Origin of the sequence: Bradyrhizobium sp. (genome assembly GCF_028868675.1) — a bacterium.
GTDB lineage: Bacteria > Pseudomonadota > Alphaproteobacteria > Rhizobiales > Xanthobacteraceae > Bradyrhizobium.
The window spans coordinates 1-25,047 of sequence record NZ_JAGWUA010000050.1; the positions used below are offsets into that span (position 1 = coordinate 1).

The 25,047-nt window shown below is 66.5% G+C and carries 25 protein-coding genes; 8 read left to right on the plus strand and 17 right to left on the minus strand.

Annotation, left to right across the window (positions count from 1 at the left end):
• Both KGM94_RS09220 and KGM94_RS09225 read left to right on the plus strand, forming a co-directional pair.
• The coding region (locus KGM94_RS09220; protein WP_300257244.1) for a response regulator at positions 1 to 4,176 on the plus strand (4,176 nt) is incomplete at its 5' end.
• Positions 4,177 to 4,190: 14 nt separating this feature from the next.
• The gene (locus tag KGM94_RS09225; RefSeq protein ID WP_300257247.1) at positions 4,191 to 5,675 is read left to right on the plus strand and encodes an HWE histidine kinase domain-containing protein; all 1,485 of its coding nucleotides are present in this window, start codon (positions 4,191 to 4,193) and stop codon (positions 5,673 to 5,675) included.
• Here the strand turns inward: KGM94_RS09225 and KGM94_RS09230 are convergent.
• A complete protein-coding gene (locus tag KGM94_RS09230; protein ID WP_300257250.1) occupies positions 5,672 to 5,899 on the minus strand; it encodes a hypothetical protein in 228 nt (75 codons plus the stop codon). The two genes, KGM94_RS09225 and KGM94_RS09230, sit on opposite strands and share 4 nt — an antisense overlap.
• 151 nt (positions 5,900 to 6,050) lie before the next feature.
• On the opposite strand from KGM94_RS09230, the gene KGM94_RS09235 reads away from it, so the two are divergent.
• Positions 6,051 to 6,308: a hypothetical protein gene (locus KGM94_RS09235; protein WP_300257253.1), complete on the plus strand. Its 258-nt coding sequence runs from the start codon at positions 6,051 to 6,053 to the stop codon at positions 6,306 to 6,308.
• 97 nt (positions 6,309 to 6,405) lie between these two features.
• Positions 6,406 to 6,639 (plus strand): hypothetical protein, encoded by a 234-nt coding sequence (locus tag KGM94_RS09240; protein ID WP_300257256.1) that lies wholly within the window; start codon positions 6,406 to 6,408, stop codon positions 6,637 to 6,639.
• A gap of 145 nt (positions 6,640 to 6,784) precedes the next feature.
• Here KGM94_RS09240 and KGM94_RS09245 read toward each other — a convergent pair whose 3' ends face one another.
• Both KGM94_RS09245 and KGM94_RS09250 read right to left on the minus strand, forming a co-directional pair.
• On the minus strand, positions 6,785 to 6,973 hold the full coding sequence (locus tag KGM94_RS09245; protein WP_300257258.1) for a hypothetical protein: 189 nt from the start codon (positions 6,971 to 6,973) through the stop codon (positions 6,785 to 6,787).
• 17 nt (positions 6,974 to 6,990) lie between these two features.
• Complete coding sequence (locus KGM94_RS09250) at positions 6,991 to 7,179, minus strand: hypothetical protein (RefSeq protein ID WP_300257261.1); 189 nt, start codon at positions 7,177 to 7,179, stop codon at positions 6,991 to 6,993.
• Positions 7,180 to 7,294: 115 nt separating this feature from the next.
• On the opposite strand from KGM94_RS09250, the gene KGM94_RS09255 reads away from it, so the two are divergent.
• Together KGM94_RS09255 and KGM94_RS09260 are read left to right on the plus strand one after the other, a co-directional pair.
• Positions 7,295 to 7,489, plus strand: coding sequence for a DUF3072 domain-containing protein (locus KGM94_RS09255; protein WP_300257264.1), 195 nt, complete (start codon positions 7,295 to 7,297; stop codon positions 7,487 to 7,489).
• 62 nt (positions 7,490 to 7,551) lie between these two features.
• Positions 7,552 to 7,821, plus strand: coding sequence for a DUF6496 domain-containing protein (locus KGM94_RS09260; RefSeq protein ID WP_300257267.1), 270 nt, complete (start codon positions 7,552 to 7,554; stop codon positions 7,819 to 7,821).
• Positions 7,822 to 7,828: 7 nt separating this feature from the next.
• On the opposite strand, the gene KGM94_RS09265 is transcribed toward KGM94_RS09260, so the two are convergent.
• From KGM94_RS09265 to ftsH, 3 genes are all read right to left on the minus strand, one after another.
• Positions 7,829 to 8,191 carry a hypothetical protein gene (locus tag KGM94_RS09265; RefSeq protein WP_300257316.1) on the minus strand — a complete coding sequence of 121 codons (363 nt, stop codon included), beginning with the start codon at positions 8,189 to 8,191 and terminating at the stop codon, positions 7,829 to 7,831.
• A gap of 267 nt (positions 8,192 to 8,458) precedes the next feature.
• The gene (locus KGM94_RS09270) at positions 8,459 to 9,985 is read right to left on the minus strand and encodes a Do family serine endopeptidase (protein ID WP_300257270.1); all 1,527 of its coding nucleotides are present in this window, start codon (positions 9,983 to 9,985) and stop codon (positions 8,459 to 8,461) included.
• A gap of 147 nt (positions 9,986 to 10,132) precedes the next feature.
• On the minus strand, positions 10,133 to 11,980 hold the full coding sequence (gene ftsH / locus KGM94_RS09275; RefSeq protein ID WP_300257273.1) for an ATP-dependent zinc metalloprotease FtsH: 1,848 nt from the start codon (positions 11,978 to 11,980) through the stop codon (positions 10,133 to 10,135).
• A gap of 181 nt (positions 11,981 to 12,161) precedes the next feature.
• Between ftsH and KGM94_RS09280 the strand changes: the two genes are divergently transcribed.
• Complete coding sequence (locus KGM94_RS09280; RefSeq protein WP_300257276.1) at positions 12,162 to 12,998, plus strand: universal stress protein; 837 nt, start codon at positions 12,162 to 12,164, stop codon at positions 12,996 to 12,998.
• Between the two features lie 17 nt (positions 12,999 to 13,015).
• Here the strand turns inward: KGM94_RS09280 and KGM94_RS09285 are convergent, their stop codons facing one another.
• From KGM94_RS09285 to KGM94_RS09325, 9 genes are all read right to left on the minus strand, one after another.
• Positions 13,016 to 13,231 (minus strand): hypothetical protein, encoded by a 216-nt coding sequence (locus tag KGM94_RS09285; protein ID WP_300257279.1) that lies wholly within the window; start codon positions 13,229 to 13,231, stop codon positions 13,016 to 13,018.
• A 225-nt stretch (positions 13,232 to 13,456) separates the two neighbouring features.
• The gene (gene rpe, locus KGM94_RS09290) at positions 13,457 to 14,146 is read right to left on the minus strand and encodes a ribulose-phosphate 3-epimerase (RefSeq protein WP_300257282.1); all 690 of its coding nucleotides are present in this window, start codon (positions 14,144 to 14,146) and stop codon (positions 13,457 to 13,459) included.
• The gene (gene cbbX, locus KGM94_RS09295) at positions 14,146 to 15,096 is read right to left on the minus strand and encodes a CbbX protein (protein ID WP_300257285.1); all 951 of its coding nucleotides are present in this window, start codon (positions 15,094 to 15,096) and stop codon (positions 14,146 to 14,148) included. Before cbbX ends, rpe begins: the two co-directional genes overlap by 1 nt.
• Positions 15,097 to 15,196: 100 nt before the next feature.
• The gene (locus KGM94_RS09300) at positions 15,197 to 15,604 is read right to left on the minus strand and encodes a ribulose bisphosphate carboxylase small subunit (RefSeq protein WP_300257288.1); all 408 of its coding nucleotides are present in this window, start codon (positions 15,602 to 15,604) and stop codon (positions 15,197 to 15,199) included.
• An 11-nt stretch (positions 15,605 to 15,615) separates the two neighbouring features.
• Positions 15,616 to 17,076: a form I ribulose bisphosphate carboxylase large subunit gene (locus tag KGM94_RS09305; RefSeq protein ID WP_300257291.1), complete on the minus strand. Its 1,461-nt coding sequence runs from the start codon at positions 17,074 to 17,076 to the stop codon at positions 15,616 to 15,618.
• A gap of 42 nt (positions 17,077 to 17,118) precedes the next feature.
• Entirely contained in the window at positions 17,119 to 18,204 is a 1,086-nt protein-coding gene (gene fba / locus KGM94_RS09310; RefSeq protein WP_300257293.1) for a class II fructose-bisphosphate aldolase, read from the minus strand.
• 9 nt (positions 18,205 to 18,213) lie between these two features.
• The gene (gene tkt, locus KGM94_RS09315; protein ID WP_300257296.1) at positions 18,214 to 20,238 is read right to left on the minus strand and encodes a transketolase; all 2,025 of its coding nucleotides are present in this window, start codon (positions 20,236 to 20,238) and stop codon (positions 18,214 to 18,216) included.
• A 28-nt stretch (positions 20,239 to 20,266) separates the two neighbouring features.
• Positions 20,267 to 21,142, minus strand: a complete 876-nt coding sequence (locus KGM94_RS09320; RefSeq protein WP_300257299.1) for a phosphoribulokinase — start codon at positions 21,140 to 21,142, stop codon at positions 20,267 to 20,269.
• An 11-nt stretch (positions 21,143 to 21,153) separates the two neighbouring features.
• A complete protein-coding gene (locus KGM94_RS09325) occupies positions 21,154 to 22,191 on the minus strand; it encodes a class 1 fructose-bisphosphatase (RefSeq protein WP_300257302.1) in 1,038 nt (345 codons plus the stop codon).
• Positions 22,192 to 22,306: 115 nt separating this feature from the next.
• Here KGM94_RS09325 and KGM94_RS09330 point away from each other — a divergent pair, with 115 nt between their 5' ends.
• Complete coding sequence (locus KGM94_RS09330; RefSeq protein ID WP_300257305.1) at positions 22,307 to 23,278, plus strand: LysR family transcriptional regulator; 972 nt, start codon at positions 22,307 to 22,309, stop codon at positions 23,276 to 23,278.
• A gap of 6 nt (positions 23,279 to 23,284) precedes the next feature.
• On the opposite strand, the gene KGM94_RS09335 is transcribed toward KGM94_RS09330, so the two are convergent.
• The gene (locus KGM94_RS09335; RefSeq protein WP_300257308.1) at positions 23,285 to 24,322 is read right to left on the minus strand and encodes a HoxN/HupN/NixA family nickel/cobalt transporter; all 1,038 of its coding nucleotides are present in this window, start codon (positions 24,320 to 24,322) and stop codon (positions 23,285 to 23,287) included.
• Between the two features lie 143 nt (positions 24,323 to 24,465).
• A partial coding sequence (locus KGM94_RS09340; RefSeq protein WP_300257313.1) for a hypothetical protein occupies positions 24,466 to 25,047 on the minus strand: 582 nt, incomplete at its 5' end.

Consider the following 25,047-nt stretch of genomic DNA (forward strand, 5'->3'; position numbering starts at 1 on the left):
ATCCTGGAGCTCAAGAACACCATCAACACGATGGTGGACCAGCTCGGCTCGTTCGCTTCGGAAGTGACGCGCGTGGCGCGCGAGGTGGGCACGGAAGGACGGCTCGGCGGCCAGGCGCAGGTGCGCGGCGTCGCCGGTACGTGGAAGGACCTGACCGACTCGGTGAACTACATGGCCTCGAACCTCACGGGCCAGGTGCGCAACATCGCGGAGGTGACCACCGCGGTCGCGAAGGGCGACCTCTCGAAGAAGATCACGGTGGACGTGAAGGGCGAGATCCTCGAGCTCAAGAACACCATCAACACCATGGTGGACCAGCTCAACGCCTTCGCCTCGGAAGTCACGCGCGTGGCGCGCGAGGTCGGTACTGAAGGCAAGCTCGGCGGCCAGGCCGAAGTGCCCGAGGTCGCCGGTACCTGGAAGGACCTCACCGACAACGTCAATTTCATGGCCTCGAACCTGACGGCGCAGGTCCGCAACATCGCCGAGGTCGCAACCGCGATCGCGGGCGGCGATCTGTCGAAGAAGATCACGGTGGACGTGCGCGGCGAGATCCTGCTGCTCAAGGACACCTTGAACACGATGGTGGAGCAGCTCCGCTCCTTCGCGGCCGAAGTCACCCGCGTTGCGCGCGAGGTCGGCACGGAAGGGCGGCTCGGCGGCCAGGCGGTCGTGCCCGGCGTCGGCGGCACCTGGAAGGACCTCACCGACAACGTCAACCTGCTCGCCGCCAACCTGACCACGCAGGTCCGCAACATCGCGGAGGTGACCACGGCGGTGGCGCGCGGCGACCTCTCGCGCAAGATCACCGTGGACGTGAAGGGCGAAATCCTCGAGCTGAAGAACACCATCAACACCATGGTGGACCAGCTCAATGCGTTTGCCGGCGAAGTTACCCGCGTGGCCCGCGAGGTCGGCACCGAAGGCAAGCTCGGCGGTCAGGCCGAGGTGCCCGGTGTCGCCGGCACCTGGAAGGACCTCACCGACACCGTCAACGTGATGGGCGCGAACCTCACCGAGCAGGTGCGCGGCATCGTCAAGGTGGTCACCGCGGTCGCCAACGGCGACCTCAAGCAGAACCTCACCGTGAAATCCAAGGGCGAGGTCGCCGCACTCGCCGACACCATCAACAACATGACCGAGACGCTCGCGACCTTCGCCGACCAGGTGACGTCGGTGGCGCGCGAGGTCGGCGTGGAGGGCCGGCTCGGGGGACAAGCCAACGTGCCCGGCGCCTCCGGCACCTGGAAGGACCTCACCGGCAACGTCAATCTGCTCGCGGCCAACCTCACCTCGCAGGTGCGCGCGATTGCGGAGGTCGCGACCGCCGTGACAAAGGGCGACCTCACCCGCGCCATCCAGGTCGACGCCCGCGGCGAGGTCGCCGAGCTCAAGGACAACATCAACACGATGATCACCAACCTGCGGCTCACCACCGAGCTGAACACCGAGCAGGACTGGCTGAAGACGAACCTGGCCAAATTCACCAACATGCTGCAGGGCCAGCGCGATCTCACCACCGTCGGCCGGCTGCTGCTCACCGAGCTCACGCCGCTGGTGAACGCCCATACCGGCGTGATCTACCAGGTCGACAACGAGGACAGCCCGCAGCTTCGCCTGCTCGCCTCCCACGCCCGCGACGGCGTCTATCCCTACCGGCAGACGGTGCAATTCGGCGAAGGCCTGATCGGCCAGTGCGCATCCGACAAGCGGCAGCGGCTGGTCGCCGACATCCCCGAGGACGCGGTACCGATCAATTCGGCGCTGTTCCGCGTCGCGCCGAAGAACCTCGTCGTGCTGCCGGTGCTGTTCGAGAACCAGGTCAAGGCCGTGATCGAGCTCGCTTCGCTCACCGCCTTCACGACCTCGCAGATGACCTTCCTCGAGCAGCTCACCGATTCCATCGGCATCGTGCTCAACTCGATCGAGGCCACGATGCAGACCGAGGGCCTGTTGAAGCAGTCGCAGCAGCTCGCCGCCGAGCTGCAGACGCAGCAGCGCGAGCTGCAGCAGACCAACGAGCAGCTCGAGCAGAAGGCGCAGCAGCTCGCCGAGCGCAACGTCGAGGTCGAGCGCAAGAACCAGGAGATCGAGCAGGCCCGCCGCGCGCTGGAGGAGAAGGCGGGCGAGCTCGCGCTGACCTCGAAATACAAGTCCGAATTCCTGGCCAACATGAGCCACGAGCTGCGCACGCCGCTCAACAGCATTTTGATCCTCGGCCAGCAGCTCACCGACAACCCGGACGGCAACCTGTCCCACAAGCAGGTCGAATTCGCCCGCACCATCCACGGCGCCGGCACCGACCTGCTCAACCTGATCAGCGACATCCTCGATCTGTCCAAGATCGAATCCGGCACCGTGACGGTCGACGCGGAGGAGATCCTGACCTCGAACCTGCTCGACACCGTCGGGCGTCCGTTCCGGCACGAGGCGGAAAACCGCAACCTCGCGTTCGACATCGGCGTCGATCCGAACCTCGCCCGCAGCCTGGTCACGGACTCCAAGCGCCTGCAGCAGGTGCTGAAGAACCTGTTGTCCAACGCCTTCAAGTTCACCGCCGAAGGCGGCGTGCGGCTCCGGGTCTCCGGCGCGCTCGGCGGCTGGAGCCCGGACCACCCGGTGCTCAACACCGCGCCCGTCGTGATCGCCTTCGAGGTCTCCGACACCGGCATCGGCATTCCCCAGGAGAAGCAGAAGCTGATCTTCGAGGCGTTCCAGCAGGCCGACGCCGGCACCAGCCGCAAATACGGCGGCACCGGCCTCGGGCTCGCCATCAGCCGCGAACTGGCAAGCCTGCTCGGCGGCGAAATCCATCTGCGCAGCGCGCCGGGCAAGGGCTCGACCTTCACGCTCTATCTGCCGCTGAAATATTCCGGACCGGCGCTGGCACCGCGGCTCAATGCGCCGTCGCCGGCGCAGAGCCAGACGCCCGCGCTGCAAGCGCCCGCGCCCGAGCGCGTGGTCGAGCAGCTCGCCGACGATCGCCTCAATCTGGAGGCGGGCGACACCATCCTCCTGATCGTCGAGGACGACCCGCATTACGCGCGGGTGCTGATCGACCTGGCGCGCGACAGGGGCTTCAAGGTGCTGGTGGCGACGCGCGGCGCCGAGGCGCTGGAGCTCGCCAAGCAGTACCAGCCGAGCGCGGTCTCGCTCGACGTGTTCCTGCCGGACATGCTGGGCTGGACCGTGCTGAGCCAGCTCAAGCACAATCCCCTAACCCGCCACATCCCGGTCCAGATCATCACGCTCGACGAGGATCGCCAGCATGCGCTGGCCCGCGGCGCGTTCTCCTTCGTCAACAAGCCGACGACCACGGAGGGCGTCTCCGCCGCGCTGACCCAGATCAGGGAATATGCGCGGCCGCGGCGCAAGCGGCTCCTGATCGTCGAGGACAACGAGGCGGAACGGCTCTCGATCCGCGAGCTCCTGCACCACGACGACATCGAGATCGTGGCGGCCGGCACCGGGGCCGACGCGCTCTCGACGCTGCGCGAGCAGCCGTGCGACTGCGTCGTGCTCGACCTGCGGCTGCCCGACATGAGCGGGTTCGAGGTGCTGGACGAGATCCGCGGCGACGACTCGCTGTCGAACGTTCCGGTCGTGGTCTTCACCGGGCGAGAGCTCTCGGCAGAGGAGGACGCGGAACTCCATACCATGGCGCGCAGCATCGTGGTCAAGGGCGTGGAATCTCCGGAACGCCTGCTGGACGAGACCGCGCTGTTCCTGCACCGCGTGATCACGGAACTGCCGGTCGAGAAGCAACGCATGCTGGAGAAGCTGAACAGCTCCGACGAGGACCTGATCGGCAAGACCGCGCTGCTCGTCGACGACGACGCCCGCAACATCTTCGCGCTATCGAGCGTGCTGGAGCGGCGCGGGATGAAGGTGCTGACGGCGACGACCGGCAGCGAAGCGGTGGCGCTCGTCGAATCCAATCCCGAGATCGCAATCGTCCTGATGGACATCATGATGCCGCAGATGGATGGCTATCAGACCATCGGCGTCATCAGGCAAGACCCCGCCTTCGCCCGCCTTCCCATCATCGCGCTGACCGCGAAGGCGATGAAGGGCGACCGCGAGAAGTGCCTGGAAGCCGGCGCCTCCGACTATCTCGCCAAGCCCGTCAATACCGATCAATTGCTGCTTGCCATCCGCATGTGGCTGCATCGTTGAATTGGGATCCGCGAATGGGCCACGAAAAGGTCAACATCCTCCTCGTCGACGACCAGCCGGCCAAGCTGCTCGCCTACGAGGTGATCCTGAAGGATCTCGGCGAGAACCTGGTGATCGCGTCGTCGGGCCGCGAAGCGCTCGAGATCCTGCTCAAGACCGAGATCGCGGTGATCCTGGTCGACGTCTGCATGCCCGAGCTCGACGGCTTCGAGCTCGCGGCGATGATCCGCGAGCATCCCCGCTTCCAGAAGACGGCGATGATCTTCATCTCGGCGATCCAGGTCAGCGACATCGACCGGCTGCGCGGCTACGAGATGGGCGCCGTCGACTACGTTCCGGTTCCGGTGGTGCCGGAGGTGCTGCGCGCCAAGATCAAGGTGTTCGCCGAACTCTATCGCAAGACGCGCGAACTCGAGGGGCTGAACCGGGAGCTGGAGGACCGCGTGCGCGCCCGCACCGCCGAGCTCGAGAAGTCCACCGCGAAGCTGGTCGAGAGCGAGCAGCGACGCAGCATGGCGATCGCCGCCGGCAGGATGGGATCGTGGGACTGGGACTGGATCGACGGCGACTGGATGTGGGACGAAGGCCAGTATCGCATCTTCGGCGTGACGCCGGAGACCTTCAACGTCACGACCGCGAACATCCAGGCGCTGCTGCAGCCCGACGACGTCGAGCGGATGCGCAAGGCGATCGCCGGCTTCAGAAAGGGCGCGACCTCCTACGAAGCGGAATTCCGCGTCAACCGGCCGGACGGCGAGGTGCGATGGTGCACCGGAACGGCTGCGGCGACCCTGGACGCGGCCGGCCGCGTGGTGCGGGTCAGCGGCGTCACCGTCGACATCACCGAACGCAAGCGCGCCGAGGAACGCCAGATGCTCCTGGCGCGCGAGGTCGACCACCGCGCCAAGAACGCGCTCGCCCTCGCCCAGTCGATCGTCCGCCTCACCCGCGCCGACGACGTCAAGAGTTACGTCGGCGCGGTGGAAGGGCGCATCAACGCGCTGGCGCGCGTGCACACCATCCTGTCGCTGTCGAGCTGGCAGGGCGCAGAGCTCGGCAAGCTGATCGAGGAGGAACTGGCGCCCTATGCGCCCGGCGGCCAGATCCGCGTTTCGGGACCGCAAGTCCAGCTCGCGCCGGCGACCGCGCAGACGCTGGTTCTGGCGCTGCACGAGCTGTTCACCAACTCCGCCAAGTACGGCGCACTCTCGACGCGCGCGGGACGGCTGTCGATCGACTGGCAGGTGGCGGATGATACCCTCGCCTTGTGCTGGGAGGAATCCGACGGGCCCGCGGTCAGGCCGCCGAAGTCGCGCGGGTTCGGCACCAGGAGCCTGCTCGCAAGCGTCGAGTCCCAGCTTGGCGGCCTGGCGCAGTTCGACTGGCGGACGGAAGGATTGCTTTGTCGCCTCGAGGTGCCGCTGTGCAAGACCAGACCGGGATCACACGGACGATTCGATGCGCCCGCGCCGGGCGCGATGCAAAGTGCCTCGGGCTAAGGCGACCGCCGCGCGCGCAACCTCACCTCGCGCAACGCCGGATGCGCATCGGCGATGCGCCCTTCGAGCCACGCTTCCGTTCTGGCCAGCTCGCGCAGCGCCCGCGCATAGCGGCGTGCCGCGCTGCGCTCCGGTCCGCGCGGCAGCCTGCGCGCCTTGCGCAGCATCTCGGCGGCCGCGTTGCGATAGGCCAGCGAGCGGTACAGAAAGACCACTTTTGCCATGATCGAGAATTCCCTGGATTGACGACGCGATCGTCTCAGCACGCGCCTGAACGCCGGATGAAGGCTGCGACGAAAATTCCTGCATCGGATGGCCGGAACTGCGGAACCAGATTGCGGCCGTCGCGTTGCAGCTGCAGTTGCGGGTGGTTCCATGCGGGCAAAGAAACCATCGGGCCTGATCTCGGTTGCCGGTGCGATCAAGCTCTTGTCGCATGCCATGATGGGCACGGCGCTCGGCCTCGCCTTCGCTCTCACCCTGGTATTGACGAATCCCGCAGTAGCGGCGCTGCTCGCGGACGGCGGAAACACAGCCGGCGTCGTCTTCATCGCGGCGCTGGTCGCGAGCTTCTCGATCGGCGCGACGCTGACCGGCGCCGTATTCATTCTCGCCGAGAACAAGGAAGTTTGATGCGCTTGTGATGCGCAGCGACGTTCCGCGAGGAACGCTTCCGGCCGGCGGCGGTTGCTCCCTGCCTGCGTCAATTCAACTCATGGGAGAGATACGCATGAAGAAGACCCGGATCGCGTTCGCCATGCTCGTGGCAACCGGCCTCGCCGCCGCGCCGTTCGCCGCTCAAGCCAGATCGCACAAGACGAAACACCACATGTCGACCTCGTCACAGATGACGACGGGCGCCAACATGAAGTCGACCAGCAAGAACCCCTCCAGTCAGGGCAATTCCGGCCCCGGCACCAACCAGGGCGGCAGCACGCCGTCGAACGGTACCTATTCGAAGTAAGCGCGATCGGCGGCAGTCGAAGGCGAAGCTCCGCGATGGACGCGGGGCTTTGCCTTGCGCGCTCTGGCCGATCGCCTGACGCCACGGCGTCGGGACGTTGTCGAGCGCGTCGCGCCGGATGTGACTCTGCCAATATGAAGCTCGGCTAAGACGAAACCTGGCTCGCGCCTTGCGTTCTGACCAACTGGTCCAGCTGCGCCCGCTTGCGTGAGATCAGGAGCTGGGCTGCGGCATGGTCGAGACCCGCGCGCTGCAACTGCCGGATGGCGGAGCACAAATCGAGAATTTCGGCTCGCAGCTTCAGAATCCGGTAGCCGTCCGGATCTTCGTCCACGACGAACTCCCGAAACTTCAGCGACGCGAAGAACGAAGCCGCGCCCGCTCGCGCATGCCGGGCAGTCGTTCGCCGCCACCGGCCGCCCTCCATTCACCGATCAGCCGCTTCATCTCGGCGCGCAGGCCGATCAGGTGCAGCGCGCGCTCCGCGCAATCGCGGTCCTGGTTGATGAGGTCGCGAATGGACGCCTCAATGTCGGTCATCTCGCCTCGCAAGACGATGATTTTTCGAGGGATTTCATTAATTCTGTTGTCCATGGCTTGTTAGAACAAAATAAGAACATATAGTCAAGTCACGTTTCGGGGAAGGAGAGCGCAAATGCGCATGGACGGTAAATACAATGCCAGGGATTATCTCGCCGGACAGATGACGCGGGCCCAGAGCCTGCGGCTGAGACGCCTGAGCGATGAGGCCTACCAGCCCGGTCAATATGCCGGCGATCTGACCTTCGCCGAGGCGGCGCAACGCATCCAGGCGCTGGAGGCCGAGATCGTGCTCGCCGATTCCTTCTAAGGCTCCGCGCCGGAACCTTTGCCCTTCGGGAACCGTTCTCCTTCGGCCAAGGGAGAACCACGATGGCACGCAAAGCAAGAAAGAAGCGCCGCTATTCGCGCAGCGCCGGCAGCGACGTCGAAAAGGAAATGCGCCGCTACAAGAAGGGCACCGCGAAGAGCGGCCGCGGCGGACGTGGCGGACGGGTGAAGAGCCGCAAGCAGGCGATCGCGATCGGCCTGTCGAAGGCGCGCAAGAAGGGCAAGAAGGTCCCGAAGAAGTCGTCGAAGAAATCCTCGAAGAAGAGGAAATCCGCGAAGAAGCGATCGTCGAAGAAGCGATCATCGCGTTGATCGCGCGTCAGGTCATGCTCCCCGGCATGAAGCAGCGGATCGAGATTCCGTACAGGGTCTTCACCGGCCACACCATGGTGCGGCCGGCGAGGTTGGGCTCGGTGATGACGGCGTCGTCGGGCACCTCGACCCACTCGCCGTCGATCCGCACACGGTAATGTCCATCCTGGGATTCCCAATCGAGATCGGCGAGCGCGACGCCGTCGGCGTTCGAGCAGCACGGCCCGAGATGGCTCTTCAGGCTGTCGAACCACGGCTTAAGCGGCGAATTCGCATAGCGTCCGTCGTCGTGACCGACCGCGGTCTCGGTCCAGAGCAGCAGCGGCAGCACGATCAGCGCGCGCCCGCCGAAACGCTTCCATCCATCCATGGTCGACACCGATCCCTCGCAAACATCGGCCCGGTTCCACAAAGCAACTGCGCGTTCTAAGTTCCTCGCCCTTGGCCTTGCCGCCGGTGCCGGACGGCGACTACGGCTCGGGACGCCCCTTGAGTGAACGCGCTTTTCGCGGCCGAACCCTGTCGGCGGGCCTGCTGTTAACGCGAATGTTATCGACAACCTGTGGGTTCATGCCCGACGCCACGAAAAAGGCGGCCCGAAGGCCGCCTTTGGTCGCACGTCACCGGATGATCCAATCTAGGCCAACGGCACCGCGACGAACTTCGTCGCCTCCGCGGTCTTCACCTGCAACAGCACGCTGTGCCGGCCCGACGACTTGGCCTGCTTCAGTTCCGAGCGCACGTCGCCGGCATTGGTGACGGCCTTGCCGCCGACATTGAGGATGACGTCACCGGTCTGAATGCCGTGCTGCGCGGCCGGACCGTCCGGATCGACCGCCACGACGACGACGCCCCGCTCGCCGGCCCCCTGCACCTCGCCGGCGGGCGCCAGACTCAAGCCGAGATGCGGCGTGCCTGCGCCCGGTTGCGGCCTTTCCTCCTGGGCCTTGGCCTGATGCTCGTTCGGCAATTCGCCGAGAGCGAGCGTCACCGTCTTGGTCGCACCCTTGTGCCAGACGTCGAGCTTGACCGAGCTTCCCGGCGCCATGGTGCCGATGGTGCGGGCGAGGTCGCGCGAATCCTTCACCGCAGTGCCGTTGACGGCGGTGATGACGTCGCCTGCCTCGATGCCGGCCTTCGCCGCCGGGCTTCCATCCTGCGGATTGTCGACGATCGCGCCCCTGGCCTCCTTCAGGCCGAGACTGTCGGCGATGTCCGACGTCACCGGCTGCACCTGGACGCCGAGCCAGCCGCGGGTGACCGCGCCCTTGTCCTTCAACTGCGCGACGACGAGCTTTGCGGTCGCGGCCGGAATGTCGAAGCCGATGCCGACGGAGCCGCCCGACGGCGAGAAGATCGCGGTGTTCACGCCGATGACGTTGCCGTTGACGTCGAAGGCAGGGCCGCCCGAATTGCCCTTGTTGATCGGCGCGTCGATCTGGATGTAGTCGTCATAGGGACCGGCGCCGATGTCGCGGCCGCGCGCCGAGACGATGCCCGCCGTCACCGTGCCGCCGAGGCCGAAGGGATTGCCGACCGCGACCACCCAGTCGCCGATGCGCGGCTGCTGGTCGGAGAACTTGACGAAGGAGAAGTCCTTCTTGCCGTCGACCTTGATCAGCGCGAGATCGGTCTTCGGATCGGTGCCGACGACCTTCGCGGTGTACATGGCGCCGTCATCGGTCGTCACCTGCACGGATTCGGCATGATCGACGACGTGGTTGTTGGTCACGGCATAGCCGTCGGCCGAGATGAAGAAGCCCGAGCCTTCGCCGGTGATCACCTGGTGGCGCTGGGGCATGCCGTTGGGCAGACGGAAGCCGAACTGCTTCGAGAACTCGTCGAACGGATTGTCTTCGTCATGATCCATCCGGTTCTGCTGCAGCATGGCGCTCTTGTCGTTGTCGCGATCGATCTTGACGCGGACCGAGATCACGGCCGGTTTGACCTTGGCAACGAGATCGGCAAAGCCTGGGGGCGTCGGCGTCGATTCCGCGGCCAGCGCGGGCGAGGCGAAGAGTGCGCCGTTGAATGGCGCATATCCGCCGGGCGCAGCCGCGAGCAGGGCGACGCCGAGCGCAGCTACCGAGCCCAGCAAAGCGAGACGGCGTGGCTTGAGGACGGTTCGGGGTTTGGCGGGAGCAGGATTGACGTGATCGTTCATGTCGAAATGTCCATGTTGGAAGTGCGGTCGCCCTGCTTCCAAGATGACCATCCGACATTACGGTGTCCCGTCCATGCGATTAATTCTTGGCAAAGGAAGACGCGCCGCTGCGGCGCGGCGCCGCAACTGCGCTACCTCACGGCAATGTCATGCCGCGGCCTGCCCGCCTGCTGCGCCCTTCGGCCGCAACGGCGCGAATTGCTCGGCCGTCAGGCTCTCGTTCGCGATCAGGAGCTCGACGCCGGCCTCGAGTTCCGCGCGATGATCGGCGAGGATCTTGCGCGCGGTCGCGTCGCCTGCCTCGACCAGATTGCGCACGGCGAGGTCGATCTCGCGTCCGGTGTCCTCGGCGGCGCTGACCACCGCATCCTGGGTCGCCTGCAGGAACATCGACGGTTTCGACGCATAGGTGCGCTGGCCGACGGTTGCGTCCATGCCGTATTTCGTCACCATCTCGACCGCGATCTCGGTGGCCCGCTGCAGGTCGTCGGCGGCGCCGGTCGAGACGTCGCCGTCGAAGATCAGCCGTTCCGAGGCGCGGCCGCCCATCAGCACCGCGATGCGGCTGTTCAATTCGCCGACGGTCAGCAGGAAGCGGTCCTCGGTCGGGCGTTGCATGGTGTAGCCGAGCGCGCCGATGCCGCGCGGAATGATCGAGACCTTCTGCACGGGATCGACGCCGGGAAGGTTGGCCGCGACCAGCGCGTGGCCCATCTCGTGATAGGCGACCCGGCGGCGCTCCTGCCGGCTCAGGACCCGGCTCTTCTTCTCGATGCCGGCGACGATCCGCTCGATCGCCGCGGTGAAATCGTCGAACGAGACCTCCTCGGCGCGGCGCCTGGTCGCCGCGATCGCGGCCTCGTTGATGAGGTTGGCGATGTCGGCGCCGGTGAAGCCCGCGGTGAGCCCCGCGACCTTGTCGAGATCGACGTCCCCCGCCATGCGGATCTTCTTGACGTGGACCTTCAGGATGGCGACGCGGCCGCCCTTGTCGGGACGGTCGACCAGCACCTGCCGGTCGAAGCGTCCGGCGCGCAGCAGCGCGGGATCCAGCACCTCGGGGCGATTGGTGGCCGCGAGCAGGATGACGCCGGTCGAGGGGTCGAAGCCGTCGAGCTCGGCGAGGAGCTGGTTCAGCGTCTGCTCCTTCTCGTCGTAGCCCCCGAACGCGTTCGGCGTGCGGCTGCGCCCGAGCGCGTCGAGCTCGTCGATGAAGATGATGCAGGGCGCCGCCTTGCGCGCCTGCTCGAACAGGTCGCGGACGCGCGCAGCGCCGACGCCGACGAACATCTCGACGAATTCGGAGCCCGAGATCGAGAAGAACGGCACCCCCGCCTCGCCCGCGACCGCGCGCGCCAGCAGGGTCTTGCCGGTGCCGGGCGGACCGACCAGCAAAATGCCCTTCGGAACATGCGCGCCAAGCCGGCCATAGCTCTTGGGATCCTTGAGGAAGTTGACGACCTCCTGCAATTCGAACTTGGCCTCCTCGACGCCGGCGACGTCGGCGAAGGTGACTTTGGTGTCAGTCTCGACATAGATCTTGGCGCGCGACTTGCCGATCGACATCATGCCGCCAAAACCCTGCTTCTCGGCAAAGCGCCGGCCGAGGAACACCCAGACCAGATAGAACATCAGTGCCGGCACGATCCAGGACAGGATGGTCTGGAACGCGCCGCCCGACGGCACGCCGGTGACGGTGACGCCCTTGTCGTGCAGCTTGTCCGCCAGCGCGAGGTCGACGCGCGCGGTGACGAAGGCGGTCTTGCCGCTCGCAAGCTTCTCGTTCTCCTTCAGCTTGCCCTGGATGACGTCCTGGCCGACCGAGACCTCCGCCACCTTGCCCTGGGCGACGAGTTGCTCGAACTGGCTGTAGGGGATGCTCTCGACGGTGTTGTAGGTGGCAAACGCCCATTGCAGCAGCACCAAGAGGATGCCGGCGCCGAAGATGTAGCCGATTGCCACGGCCTGCTGCCGCGACGACGAATCCTTGTCCATTGTGCTCTCCGCCGGGGCCCGCCGGGCGAGGCCCAGACGGCCTGCTCCCGGGAACGCTCAAGTCGCCGGTATGGCGGGATCAAAGCCGCAAGATCCCTCGCCCGTTTTGATGCAAGTCAACGAGAGTTCTCCGATCGGTGGAAGATTGCCGCCGCAATTCCCTGTCCGCCGGAGAGCCGCCATGATCAAAGACATCCTCGTCCACATCCCGACCGAGCGGGCGATGCGCCCCGTCGTCGACGGGTCCGTCTCGCTGGCGGCCGGGTTCGGCGCCCATCTCGACGCCGTGTCGGTCGGCTATGTCGCAACCTCCACCGCCTATGTGATGGAGGGCGGCGCCGCCGTTGCGGCCGTGTTCGAAATGGAGCGCGAGCGGGCGGTTGAGCGGGCCGAGGCGGCCCTCACGGTCTTCGAGTCCGAGGCCAAGAACGCCGGCATTTCCTATGCTTGCCGGTCGATCGGGGCGATCCCGGCGGACGCCGTGAGTTCGGTCGGCGCGATGGCGCGGCTCTACGATCTCAGCGTGGTGCTGCAGCCCGAACGGGGCCAAAGTTCCTTCGACAACGATTTGCCGCGCGAGATCCTGCTGCAGTCCGGCGGTCCCGTGCTGTTCGTCCCGCACATCTTCCGCGGCCCGTTCAAGGCGCGGCGGGTCGGCATCTGCTGGGACGGCAGCCGCGCCGCCGGGCGGGCGTTGCGCGACGCCGCGCCCTTCCTGGCGCAGGCCGAGGCCGCGCTGACCATCACCGTGAATGAGGCGGATTCCGTTCCGGCCGAGGTCTCTTCCGACAATCTGGCAAAGCATCTCGCACGATCGGGGGTGTCGACCAAGGTCATCGGGCTGTCGGCCAGCCGCTCCGAGATTCAGCCGACCATCCTGTCGCTGGCTGCGGACGAAGGCCTCGACCTGCTGGTGATGGGCGGCTACGGCCATTCGCGGCTGCAGGAAAGCTTCCTCGGCGGCGTCACCCGCGCCATGCTCGAGGCGATGACCGTTCCGACGCTGATGTCGCACTGACCCGTGCGGACGGCACGTCACGCGGCGGCCGGGGTCTGCCACTCCGCCGCGGCGGTTCCGTCGTCGTCAGTGCGTTGCGCGTTGCACGCGTCGAAATGCGATTTCAGCTCGACTTCGGCGAGATGTTCGAAGCGCTCGGCCTGGCCGAGGAGTTCCCAGCTCTGCCAGGGACGATAGGCCGCCTGCTGCCGGCATAGAGACGCCAGTGCCCGATATCGACGCGCATTCTCCATGAAACACACTCCCTCCCAATGATGTCCGGCTTATCGTGCCGAGATGCATCAGTAGCATCACGCTTGTGCGACAAATTCCCTGCACAAGCCAGTCCACCATTGAAAACGTTAACGTGAAGGCCGGTCCGGCGGCATTGCTTCAAGTCAAATTCGCTTCGAATGCGCTTCGCGCCAACGATCGACGCCAATTGCTTCACAAAGCTGCGTCATGCGCCCCGCGTCGGCTCAGGCGCGCGCGCCGGAATGGCCACACGCCGCCGCGGCGCGAATGGCCGCAATATTGCTTCTGTAGTCGTGAGGCCCGGAGCCACGGAATACCGCCGAACCCGCCACCAGCGTATCGGCGCCGGCGGCGGTGACCGCGGCGGCATTGTCGGCGGTGATGCCGCCGTCGACCTCGAGCCGGATCGGCCGGTCGCCCACCATGTCGCGGATGCGCCTGATCTTCCCTATCTGCGACGGCAGGAAGGACTGGCCGCCGAAGCCCGGATTGACCGTCATCACCAGCACGAGATCGATGCGGTCGAGCACATATTCGATCGCCGATTCCGGCGTCGCCGGACACAGGCTGACGCCCGCCTTGCTGCCGAGCGCCCTGATCGCCTGCACCGAGCGATCGAGATGCGGACCGGCCTCGGCATGCACGGTGATGACGTCGGCGCCGGCTTTCGCGAACGCCTCCAGATAGGGATCGGCCGGCGCGATCATCAGATGGACGTCGAACGTCTTTCGCGTCAGCGGCCGGATCGCCCTGATGACGTCGGCGCCGAAACTGATGTTCGGCACGAAATGTCCGTCCATCACGTCGCAATGGATCCAATCGGCGCCCGCGGCGTCGATGGCGGCGATCTCCTCGCCGAGCCGGGCGAAGTCCGCGGCCAGGATCGAGGGCGCAATGACGACGTCCTGTGCCATCAGTCGGTGCTCCCGGCCGGCCCGCCGCCGGCGATGAGCCCGCCGCTGAAGACGCGGCTCGCCAGCACGTCGGCGGAATCAATCGTCTCGAGGTCGGCGATGTCGAGCATGCGGTCGAGATCGGACACGAGGCGGTCGGCCTGCCGGAGCCTGATGCGATCGACGGCGTTGCGGATCGAACGCGCGTTGGAGAAGAACGGCTGGGTCCGGCGCAACGCGATGTATCTCGCGAACGCCTCGCGGGCGGAGGCGTCGAACTTGTAGCCGCGCTCCCTGAGCATCAGCTCGGCGATGACGAGCAGCTCGGCTTCCGAATAGTCGGGAAACTCGATGTGGTGGGCGATGCGCGAGCGGAAGCCGGGATTGGAGGCGAAGAAGCTCGTCATCCGCTCGCCGTAGCCGGCCAGGATGACGACGAGGTCCTCGCGCTGGTTCTCCATCACCTGCAGGAGGATCTCGATCGCCTCCTGGCCGTAGTCACGCTCGTTGTCCGGCCGGTGCAGGTAATAGGCCTCGTCGATGAACAGCACACCGCCCATCGCTTTCTTCAGGATCTCCTTGGTCTTCGGCGCAGTGTGGCCGATATACTGCCCGACCAGGTCGTCGCGCGTCACCGAGATCACCTGGCCACGCCGGACGAAGCCGAGCCCGTGCAGGATTTTCGCCATGCGCAGCGCGACGGTAGTCTTGCCGGTGCCGGGATTGCCGGTGAACGACATGTGCAGGGTCGGCGGCGCGGACACGAGGCCTGCGCGCTGGCGGATGCGCTCGATCAGCAGCAGCGAGGCGATCTGCCGCACGCGGCTCTTCACCGGTTTCAATCCGATCAACTCCTGGTCGAGCTGGCCCAGCGTCTCGGTGATGCCGGCCGCTTCGGCCTCCTTGCGCAGGTCGAAGGCGGCCGGCAGTTCGCCGGCGTCGGCGTCTTTTGCGTGCGGCAGATCGAGCATCAGGCACCTCGAAGAGAAGGGCCTCGCCGGGAAATGGCGAAGCAGTTGTCCGCTCGGGAGTCGAAGCGGCAAGAACGCGCTTCGAGCGGAACCTTGTGCGTTACGGCGCGGTCGGCGGCGCCGGTCGACGCACGGTGGTGTAGCGAACCGCACGTCCGGCGACCTCGTGCCGCACCAGCTCGAACTCGGTTTCCTGCGGCGGCCGGTTGACGATGAAGGAGATCTTTGCCGACTCCCAACCGTGGCTGGAGTCGAAGCCGGAGATGCGGATGTAGCGGTCGCCGTACACCCGGCGGCACTCCTTCAGCTCCAGCATCACGCCGGCGGCGTCCTGGAGGTCGAACATCGGCAGGCCCCACATCTCCCAATAGGTGTTGCGGGGATGCGGATCGTCGGTGAACTCGATGTTCACCGCCCAGCCCTTGGCGAGGCAGTACTGCACCTGCTTGTAGATCTGGTCGTCGGTCAAATCGGGCAGGAAGGAAAAGCAACCTTGCGTGAGCTTCATCTTGCGTCTCCTCAGACGGCGGCCAGTGCCGTCGGCACGAAGTCCGGCGTGTCGGTGGATTGATAGTTGAAGGTCACGTCCTTCCAGACGTCGAGCGCGGCCTTCAGCGGCGTACAGGTCTGGGCCGCCTTGGCCAGGATCTCCGGACCCTCATGCACGTAGTCGCGGCCTTCGTTGCGGGCGAGGATCATCGCCTCCAGCGCCACGCGGTTGGCGGTGGCGCCGGCCTGGATGCCCATGGGATGGCCGATGGTGCCGCCGCCGAACTGCAGCACGACGTCCTCGCCGAGCAGATCGAGCAGCTGGTGCATCTGGCCGGCATGGATGCCGCCGGAGGCCACCGGCATCAGCTTGTTGAGGCTCGCCCAGGACTGCTCGAAGAAGATGCCGTGCTCGAGCTTCAGCGGATTGAAGTCCTCGCGGCAGATGTCGTAGTAGCCGCGCGTGGTGTTGGGATCGCCCTCGAGCTTGCCGACGACGGTGCCGGCATGGATGTGGTCGACGCCGGCGAGCCGCATCCATTTGGCGATGACGCGGAACGACACGCCGTGGCTCTTCTGCCGCGTGTAGGTCGAGTGACCGGCGCGATGCAGATGCAGGATGATGTCGTTGCGGCGCGCCCATTTCGCCATCGACTGGATCGCGGTGTAGCCGATCACGAGGTCGATCATGACCACACATGAGCCGAGCTCCTTGGCGAACTCCGCGCGTTCGTACATGTCCTCCATGGTGGCGGCGGTGACGTTGAGATAGGTGCCCTTCACCTCGCCGGAGGCCGCCTGTGCGCGGTTGACGCCCTCCATGCAATAGAGGAAGCGGTCGCGCCAGTGCATGAAGGGCTGCGAGTTGATGTTCTCGTCGTCCTTGGTGAAGTCGAGCCCGCCCTTCAGTGCTTCATAGACGACCCGGCCGTAGTTGCGCCCGGAAAGCCCTAGCTTCGGCTTGATGGTCGCCCCCAGCAGCGGCCGGCCGAACTTGTCGAGCCGCTCGCGTTCGACGACGATGCCGGTCGCCGGTCCCTGGAAGGTCTTCACGTAGGCGACCGGCAGCCGCATGTCCTCGAGCCGCAATGCCTTCAAGGGCTTGAAGCCGAACACGTTGCCGATGATCGAGGCCGTGAGGTTGGCAATCGAGCCCGGCTCGAACAGGTCGAGGTCGTAGGCGATATAGGCAAAATACTGGCCCGGCGAACCAGGCACCTCGTCGACGCGATAGCACTTGGCACGGTATTTCTCCGCGGCCGTCAGCCGGTCGGTCCACACCACGGTCCAGGTCGCGGTCGAGGATTCGCCTGCAACCGCAGCCGACGCCTCGATCGGATCGACGCCGTCCTGCGGCGTCACCCGGAACAGGGCGATGACGTCGGTGTCCTTGGGCACATAGTCCGGCTCCCAATAGCCCATGCGCTTGTATTCCATCACGCCCGAGCGGTAGCGCTCCTTGCCGCGGATCGTTCCGGTATGTGCGTTCATGTTGGCCTCCTGAGATCGTCTTTCTGTTACGTTCTGCATTCGTCAGGCCGCGACCGGCGCGCGCGCGGCGATCCGCGGGTCGAGTTCGCCGGCGCGATAGCGCCGCGCCATCTCGCTCATCGGAACCACCTTGAGCCGACTCGCGTGCCCAGCCGCGCCGAACTGCTCGAAGCGCTCGCGGCACAATTCGCGCATCGCATCCAGCGCGGGCTTGAGGAATTTGCGCGGATCGAACTCGCTGCGGTTTTCAACGGAGACCTTGCGGAACGCCGCGGTCATCGCCAGCCGACAGTCGGTATCGATGTTGACCTTGCGTACCCCGCTCCGGATGCCGCGGACGATCTCCTCGACCGGCACGCCGAACGTCTGCGGCATCGCGCCCCCGAAGGCGTTGAACGCGTCCTGCAGCGCCTGCGGCACCGAGGAGGAGCCGTGCATGACAAGATGCGTGTTCGGCAGCCGGCGGTGGATTTCCTCGACCACCCGCATCGCCAGAATGTCGCCGTCGGGCTTGCGGCTGAACTTGTAGGCGCCGTGCGAGGTGCCCATCGCGATCGCCAGCGCGTCGACTTTTGTGGCGCGGACGAACTCGACGGCCTGGTCGGTGTCGGTGAGCAACTGGTCGTGGCCGACCTTGCCCTCGACGCCGTGGCCGTCCTCCTGCTCGCCGCCGCCATGCTCGAGCGAACCGAGCACGCCGAGTTCGCCTTCGACGGATGCGCCGACCCAATGGGCGAGGTCGACGACGCGGCGCGTGATCGCCACGTTGTAGTCGTAGTCCGCCGCGGTCTTGGCGTCGGCCTTGAGCGAGCCGTCCATCATCACCGAGGTGAAGCCGTGGGCAATCGCGCTGGCGCAGGTCGCCTCGTCATTGCCGTGGTCCTGGTGCATGCACAGGGGAATGTCGGGATAGGTCTTCTCCAACGCGTCGATCATGTGCGAGAGCATGATGTCGCCGGCATAGCTGCGCGCGCCGCGCGAGGCCTGGATGATGACCGGCGCGTCGACGCTCGCCGCCGCCTGCATGATCGCGATGCCCTGCTCCATGTTGTTGATGTTGAAGGCCGGCACGGCGTAGCCGTGAGCCGCGGCGTGATCGAGCAATTGCCGAAGGGTGATACGGGCCACGAATGTCTCCTATTTGCCTTCGTTGACGCGGGCGACCGCGCGCCGCGCGGCGGCCGCGACGGTCTGCGGGGTGATGCCGAATTCCCGGTAGAGCACGGCGGCGGGCGCCGACGCGCCGAAGCCGCACATGCCGACGAACTCGCCTCCCACGCCGATCCAGCGCGCCCAGTCGCCCTGCACGGCGGCCTCGATGCCGACCCGCGGCGCGGTGCCCAGCACCTTGGCGCGATAGTCTTCCGGCTGCTCCTCGAACAGCGCGAAGCAGGGCGCGGAGACCACCGCGGCGCGGATGTGCTCGGTTGCGAGCAGGCGCGCCGCCTCCAGCGCGATCGACACTTCCGAGCCGGTCGCGATCAGCGTCACGTCGCGGCCGCCATCGGGCGTCACCACGGGATAGGCGCCCTGCGACACCCGGTTCTTGCCGCGGGCGTCGCTGCGGAAAGTCGGCAGCGCCTGGCGCGACAGGCAAAGCACGGACGGACGGTCGCTGGCGGCCAGCGCGCAATCCCAGGCTTCCAGCGTCTCCACCGCATCGGCGGGGCGGAACACCAGCAGATTCGGAATCACGCGCAGCGCCGCGAGATGCTCGACCGGCTGATGGGTCGGGCCGTCCTCGCCGAGCCCGATGGAATCGTGGGTCATTACGTGGATGACGCGCAGCCGCATCAACGCCGCGAGCCGGATCGCCGGCCGGCTGTAGTCGGAGAACGCGAGGAACGTGCCGCCATAGGGGATGAAGCCGCCATGCAGCGCGATGCCGTTCATCGCCGCCGCCATGCCGTGCTCGCGGATGCCGTAATGGATGTAGTCGCCCGCGAACGCGCCCGGCTTGACCGGATGCTGGGTCTTGCTCTGCGTCAGGTTCGAGTGCGTGAGATCCGCCGAGCCACCGACCAGTCCCGGGATGGCCGAGGCGATACCGTCGAGCACGAGCTGCGAGGCCTGCCGCGTCGCAAGCTTGGGCCGCTCGGTCGCGAACCGCTCGCGCAATTTCGCCGACGCCTGGGCATAGGCGGCCGGCAGGGCGACGGCGCCCATGTCGGGGACCTGCCGGCGGTCCGCGGCCTCGGCGCGTTCGCAGCGATCGAGCCACGCCAGGTGCTCGACCTGGCCGCGCTGTCCGATCATGCGCCACGCCTTGAGGACGGGGCTCGGCACCACGAAGGGCTGATAGTCCCAGCCGAGATTGCGCCGCGCCGCCGCGGTCTCCTCGGTGCCGAGCGGCGCGCCATGCGCCTTCTCGGTGCCCTGGCGACCGGGCGCGCCGTAGCCGATGACGGTGCGGCAGGCGATCAGCGACGGCGCCGCCGTCTCGCGCTCCTCGGCGATCGCCTGCTCGATTGCCTCAGGGTCGTGCCCGTCGACGCGGCGCACCGACCAGCCGGAGGCGGCGAAGCGCTTGAGCTGATCGTCGGAGGTCGCGAGCGAGGTCGACCCGTCGATCGAGATGCCGTTGTCGTCGAACAGCACGATCAGCCGGGACAGCTTGAGATGGCCGGCGAGCGAGATCGCCTCCTGGCTGATACCCTCCATCAGGCAGCCATCGCCGGCGATCACATAGGTGAAGTGGTCGACGAGGTCGTCGCCGTACCGCGCGTTCGCCATCCGCTCGGCGAGCGCCATGCCGACCGCCGTCGCGATCCCCTGCCCCAGCGGGCCCGTGGTCACCTCGACGCCCGGCGTGTGGCCGTATTCGGGATGGCCCGGCGTCTTCGAGCCCCATTGCCGGAACGCCTTGAGATCGTCGAGGCCGATATCGCCGCCGGTGAGATACAGCAATGCATAGAGCAGCATCGAGCCGTGGCCGGCCGAGAGCACGAAGCGGTCGCGGTCCGCCCAGTTCGGATTGGCGGCGTCGAACTTCAGGAAGCGCGAGAACAGCACGGTCGCGACGTCGGCCATGCCCATCGGCAGGCCGGGATGGCCGGACTGCGACTTCTCGATGGCATCGACCGCGAGGAAGCGCACGGCGTTGGCGAGATCATTATGGCCGACCGCGTTGAGGTCGGCTTCGGCGTGGACCGAGATGTTCATCAGATCCTCCCTGTGTTGTCGTTGGCCGTCACTTCAGGCTGCGCTTGCGTTCGATGAGCTGCATGATCAGCGGCGTCAGGATGAGCTGCATCGCGAGGTCGAGCTTCGCGCCGGGGCAGACGATGGAATTGGCGCGCGACATGAAGCTGTGCGGCAGCATCGAGAGCAGGTAGGGAAAGTCGATGCCGCGCGGATTCCTGAAGCGGATCACGACCATCGATTCGTCCGGCGTCGGGATCCAGCGCGCGATGAAGGGGTTCGACGTGTCGACCGTCGGCACGCGCTGGAAGTTGATGTCGGTCTCGGCGAACTGCGGGCAGATGTAGTTGACGTAGTCGGGCATCCTGCGCAGGATGGTGTCGGTGACGGCCTCGGTCGAATAGCCGCGCGCGCTGCGGTCGCGGTGCAGCTTCTGGATCCATTCGAGATTGATGACGGGCACGACGCCGATCTTGAGGTCGGCATAGCGGGCGACGTTGACGCGGTCGGTGACGACGGCGCCGTGCAGGCCCTCGTAGAACAACAGGTCGGAATTCTCAGGCAGACGCTTCCACTCGGTGAAGGTGCCGGGCTCGGCGCCGTGCAGCGCGGACTCCTCGGCATCGTGGACGTAGTGCCGCGTCGCCGCGTTGCCGCTCTCGCCATAGTCGCGGAACGCCCGCTCCAGCTCCTCGAACAGGTTGGTCTCGGGGCTGAAATGGCTGAAATGCTTGTTGCCGCGCTCGGCCTCCCTGGCCATCTGCGCACGCATCTCGGCGCGGTCGTAGCGATGGAACGCGTCGCCCTCGATGTAGGCGGCCTTGACGTGCTCGCGGAAGAAGATCTGCTCGAACGTCTTCTTGACCGAGGTCGTTCCCGCGCCTGAGGAGCCGGTGATGGAGATGATCGGATGCTTTCTGGACATGCGCTCCTCCCTCAGACCCGGAAGAAACCGCGCCGCGCAAACAGCGGCGCCGACACGCTTGCCACCAGGGTGGGATCGCAATGCAGCTCCTCGACGCGCCGCACCTCGTGGCGCGATCCCATCACCAGCGGCACGCGCTGGTGCAGGCTGTAGGCGGCGAGATCGAGGATGCGCTCGCGCCCGGTCGAGGCCGCGCCGCCGGCCTGCTCCATGATGAAGGCGATCGGATGCGCCTCGTAAGTCAAGCGGAGCCGGCCGTCGCCGTAGCCCGGCCGCGCATCCGACGGATAGAGGAACACGCCGCCGCGGGTCAGGATGCGATAGGCCTCGGCGACCAGCGAGCCGATCCAGCGCATGTTGAAGTCGCGGTTGGCGGGACCGTCGAGGCCGGCGAGACACTCGTCGATGAAGGCGCGCACCGGCGGATCCCAGTGCCGGCGGTTGGAGGCGTTGATCGCGAACTCGTCGGCCGTCTCGGGAATCTGCACGCGGCATCGCGCGAGGCGGAAGCAGGCGGCCGAGCGGTCCAACACGAAGACGTCGACGCCGTCGCCGACGGTCAGCACCAGTGCGGTCTGCGGACCATAGGTGACGAAGCCTGCGGCGAGTTGCGTGGTGCCGCGCTGGTGGAACGCGAGGCTCAAATCGTCCGGCGCCGGCAGGATCGAGAAGATCGTACCGACCGTCATGTTGATGTCGATGTTGGAGGAACCGTCGAGCGGATCGATCGCGACGCAGATCGTCGCCTCGCGGTCGCCGATCTCGGGCTCGCGCATCTCCTCCGACGCCAGCGCCGCGACCGGCAGCCTGCCGAGACAGCGGCGGATGACGGCGTCGGCCCGGACGTCGAGATCGCGCTGCAGATCGCCGTCGCTGTTGCGGCCGGTGGTCAGCCCCGAGGCGTCCGCGAACTGTCCGGTCGCGGTGAGCCCGGCGATCTCGATCGCGGCCGTGGCGATGGCGTCGATCGCCGCCGCCACGGCCAGTGCCCGCGGTCCGGTCTCGGAATACCGTTGAAGGTGGCCTTCCAGCGTCAGTTGCCCAGTCATCTGCGTCCGTCCCCGCGCGGTCGCCGCTGTCCTTGCTCCCCGGCTTCGGGGGGCGGTCGGTGCCGACACGGAGAAATTGACAGAGCCGATGAAATAAGGAAAATTTCTATTTATAATGAGAAATAAAGATTTTTCTTATAATACTCATCCAGCTACCCAGCTCCGGCATCTCACGATCCGGCAGCTCCGGTCGCTGGCGGCATTGTCTGCCAGAGGCAGCGTCACCGCCGCCTCGACCCAGCTCGGCCTGACCCAGCCGGCAGTGACCCAGCAGCTGCGTCAGCTGCAGGAACTCGCCGGGCTGCCGCTCGTGCAGCGAACCGGCGAAGGCATGCTGCTGACGGCGGCCGGACAGCAAGTGCTGGCGCTGGCCGAGCGGGTCGAGGCCGCAATCGCCGATTGCCAGGGCGCGCTCGATCTCTTGGCTGGCCGCACCGGCGGCACCGTGCATCTCGGCGCGGTCTCCACCGCGAAGTACTTCGTGCCGCATGCGATCGCGGCGTTCTCCCGGCGCTTCCCGAAGATCGAGATCAAGCTCACCATCGGCAACCGCGAGGAGATCCGCGAGGCCATGCACGGCTACGATCTCGACTTCGCGGTGATGGGTCGGCCACCGGCCGACGTCAGCGTCGACGTCCGCCAGCTCGGCCGCAATCCGCACGTCATCGTCGCCCGCAAGGGGCACTGGCTGGAAGGCGATGCCGGCCTCAACCTGACCGACCTCGTGCACGAGACCTTCCTCACCCGCGAGCCCGGCTCGGGCACCCGCACGCTGATGGAGGGCATGTTCCAGAAGTCCGATCTCGAGCCCGTCATCGGCATGGAGATGAGCAGCAACGAGACCATCAAGCAGGCTGTGATCGCGGGCCTCGGCATCGCCTTCATCTCCGCGCACACGGTGGCGCACGAGCTTGCCGAGGGCCGCCTCGTCGTGCTCGACGTCGCGGGCCTGCCGATCGTGCGGCAATGGTACGTGATCCGCCGCAGCGACAAGATCCTGCTGCCGCCGGCGCAGGCGATGTTCGACTTCCTGGGCTCGGAGGGATCGAACTTTCTGCCGGATATTCCGGGGCTGGGCGAGCGGTAGCGAGGCCTAAAGCGACCGCGCGCGCGTGAACGACCGCGACCAGCGCTCGCCCGCAGATGCCGCGCGATAGGAGACGATCGACACGAACCAGGCAGCCGCGAACAGGGCGATCACCGCAAAGCCGAAATTGGCGAGGCTGGCGTTGAGGGCTTCGACCAGCGACCAGACGTGACCCTCGAGCCCCAGACGCCGAACGATGAGGTCGAGCGCCTCGACGCCGCCGATGAAGAGCGCGACCGCGACGGAAGCGCCGGTGATCGTGAGATTGTACCAGAGCTTTCGCAGGGGATCGACGAAGGCCCAGCGATAGGCGCTCACCATCAGCGCGCTGTCCGCGGTGTCGACCAGCGCCATGCCGGCGGCAAACAGCGCGGGGAACACCAGGACCTGCGACAGCGACAGGCCGCGCGCGGCCTCCGTCGCCGAGAGACCGAGCAGGGCGATCTCGGTCGCGGTGTCGAAGCCGAGCCCGAACAGGACGCCGAGCAGATACATGTGCCGGGACGTCGTGACCATGCGGAACGCCGGCGCGAGCAGACGTGCGAGAATGCCGCGGCCAGCAAGCAGTGCGTCGAGCCTCTCGGGGTCGTGGATGCCGCTGGCGCGGACCGCGCGCAAGGTGCGCCACAGGCCGACGAAGATCGCGAGATTGATGGCCGCAATCAGGAGCAGGAAGACCGCGGAGACCGAGGTGCCGATCAGGCCGCCGACCGTCCTGAGCAGGCCGTCGCCACCGAAAGCCGCCGCGCCGACCGCGACCAGCAGGGTTGCGACCACCACCACCGTCGAATGGCCGAGCGCGAAGTAGAGTCCCGCACTCCTGGGCGCGTCACCCGCGTGCATCAATTTGCGCACGACGTTGTCGATGGCCGCGATGTGGTCGGCATCGACGGCGTGGCGCAGCCCGAACACCCAGGCAAGCAGCGCCGTCGCCATCACGGCGGGCCGGTCGGCAAACAACGCAAAAGCCCAGGCCCACGCGGCGACATTGGCGAGAACGAGCCCGCCGAACAGAGCTGCTGCCCCCGCGGCAGGCCTCCGCAACGCCCCATTCATCACGCGCCCGACCCCGTCCACTGCACACCCATAATGTTCATTGGAAACCATCATGCGAGCGGAGGCAAGAGCCGGGCCGACCGCCCGGGGTTTTGCCCGTGGACGCCCGCCCAGCCGGATCGGTGCGCGCTCTACGGCAGCGCGACGATATCGTTGAAGGTTTCCTTCACCTTGAACGAGTTGCCGTCGCACTCGAACACCACGGTGCGCTCGTTGCCGGGAAACGCGGGGTGCCTGTCCAGCTTGAGCCGGGCGGGCCTCGGCAGGGCGCCGCCCCTGATGCGCTCCAGGAGAATCGGAGCAAGCTGCTGCGCCACGATCCAGGCGTGCAGCTTCACTCCTTCGTACTTGGCGTGGATCGCGTCATCGAACAGATCGGGCTCGCGCGGCATCGAGGCGGCGACGTCGAGATAGGGAATGCCGTTGACCCTCGCATATTTCGCGAAGACGCGGTTTTGGAATGCCGCCATCCTTTCCATCTCCCGGTATCGGTGGGGATAGAACGTCTGGTTCAGGTAATCGTAGATCGTCTTCTGGCGCGGCAGATTCAGCTTCATTCCGTCATGGACCAGCCAGAAGAACGAGCTGAGCACCATTTCCCCGCCCTGCCCCGCGACGTGGGTCCGGATGTCGTCGATGTCATGCAGGATCGTCGTGAGGTTGGACGGTAGGTCGGGATGATCCAGCGGCGGATCGAACTCGTTCACGTCCTT

Bases quoted from the DNA above. Each gene is read 5' to 3' on its own strand.
- KGM94_RS09225 (WP_300257247.1), top strand. From the start codon at position 4,191: ATGGGCCACGAAAAGGTCAACATCCTCCTCGTCGACGACCAGCCGGCC.
- KGM94_RS09230 (WP_300257250.1), bottom strand. From the start codon at position 5,899: ATGGCAAAAGTGGTCTTTCTGTACCGCTCGCTGGCCTATCGCAACGCG.
- KGM94_RS09235 (WP_300257253.1), top strand. From the start codon at position 6,051: ATGCGGGCAAAGAAACCATCGGGCCTGATCTCGGTTGCCGGTGCGATC.
- KGM94_RS09240 (WP_300257256.1), top strand. From the start codon at position 6,406: ATGAAGAAGACCCGGATCGCGTTCGCCATGCTCGTGGCAACCGGCCTC.
- KGM94_RS09250 (WP_300257261.1), bottom strand. From the start codon at position 7,179: ATGACCGACATTGAGGCGTCCATTCGCGACCTCATCAACCAGGACCGC.
- KGM94_RS09255 (WP_300257264.1), top strand. From the start codon at position 7,295: ATGCGCATGGACGGTAAATACAATGCCAGGGATTATCTCGCCGGACAG.
- KGM94_RS09260 (WP_300257267.1), top strand. From the start codon at position 7,552: ATGGCACGCAAAGCAAGAAAGAAGCGCCGCTATTCGCGCAGCGCCGGC.
- KGM94_RS09265 (WP_300257316.1), bottom strand. From the start codon at position 8,191: ATGGATGGATGGAAGCGTTTCGGCGGGCGCGCGCTGATCGTGCTGCCG.
- KGM94_RS09270 (WP_300257270.1), bottom strand. From the start codon at position 9,985: ATGAACGATCACGTCAATCCTGCTCCCGCCAAACCCCGAACCGTCCTC.
- ftsH (WP_300257273.1), bottom strand. From the start codon at position 11,980: ATGGACAAGGATTCGTCGTCGCGGCAGCAGGCCGTGGCAATCGGCTAC.
- KGM94_RS09280 (WP_300257276.1), top strand. From the start codon at position 12,162: ATGATCAAAGACATCCTCGTCCACATCCCGACCGAGCGGGCGATGCGC.
- KGM94_RS09285 (WP_300257279.1), bottom strand. From the start codon at position 13,231: ATGGAGAATGCGCGTCGATATCGGGCACTGGCGTCTCTATGCCGGCAG.
- rpe (WP_300257282.1), bottom strand. From the start codon at position 14,146: ATGGCACAGGACGTCGTCATTGCGCCCTCGATCCTGGCCGCGGACTTC.
- cbbX (WP_300257285.1), bottom strand. From the start codon at position 15,096: ATGCTCGATCTGCCGCACGCAAAAGACGCCGACGCCGGCGAACTGCCG.
- KGM94_RS09300 (WP_300257288.1), bottom strand. From the start codon at position 15,604: ATGAAGCTCACGCAAGGTTGCTTTTCCTTCCTGCCCGATTTGACCGAC.
- KGM94_RS09305 (WP_300257291.1), bottom strand. From the start codon at position 17,076: ATGAACGCACATACCGGAACGATCCGCGGCAAGGAGCGCTACCGCTCG.
- tkt (WP_300257296.1), bottom strand. From the start codon at position 20,238: ATGAACATCTCGGTCCACGCCGAAGCCGACCTCAACGCGGTCGGCCAT.
- KGM94_RS09320 (WP_300257299.1), bottom strand. From the start codon at position 21,142: ATGTCCAGAAAGCATCCGATCATCTCCATCACCGGCTCCTCAGGCGCG.
- KGM94_RS09325 (WP_300257302.1), bottom strand. From the start codon at position 22,191: ATGACTGGGCAACTGACGCTGGAAGGCCACCTTCAACGGTATTCCGAG.
- KGM94_RS09330 (WP_300257305.1), top strand. From the start codon at position 22,307: ATGAGAAATAAAGATTTTTCTTATAATACTCATCCAGCTACCCAGCTC.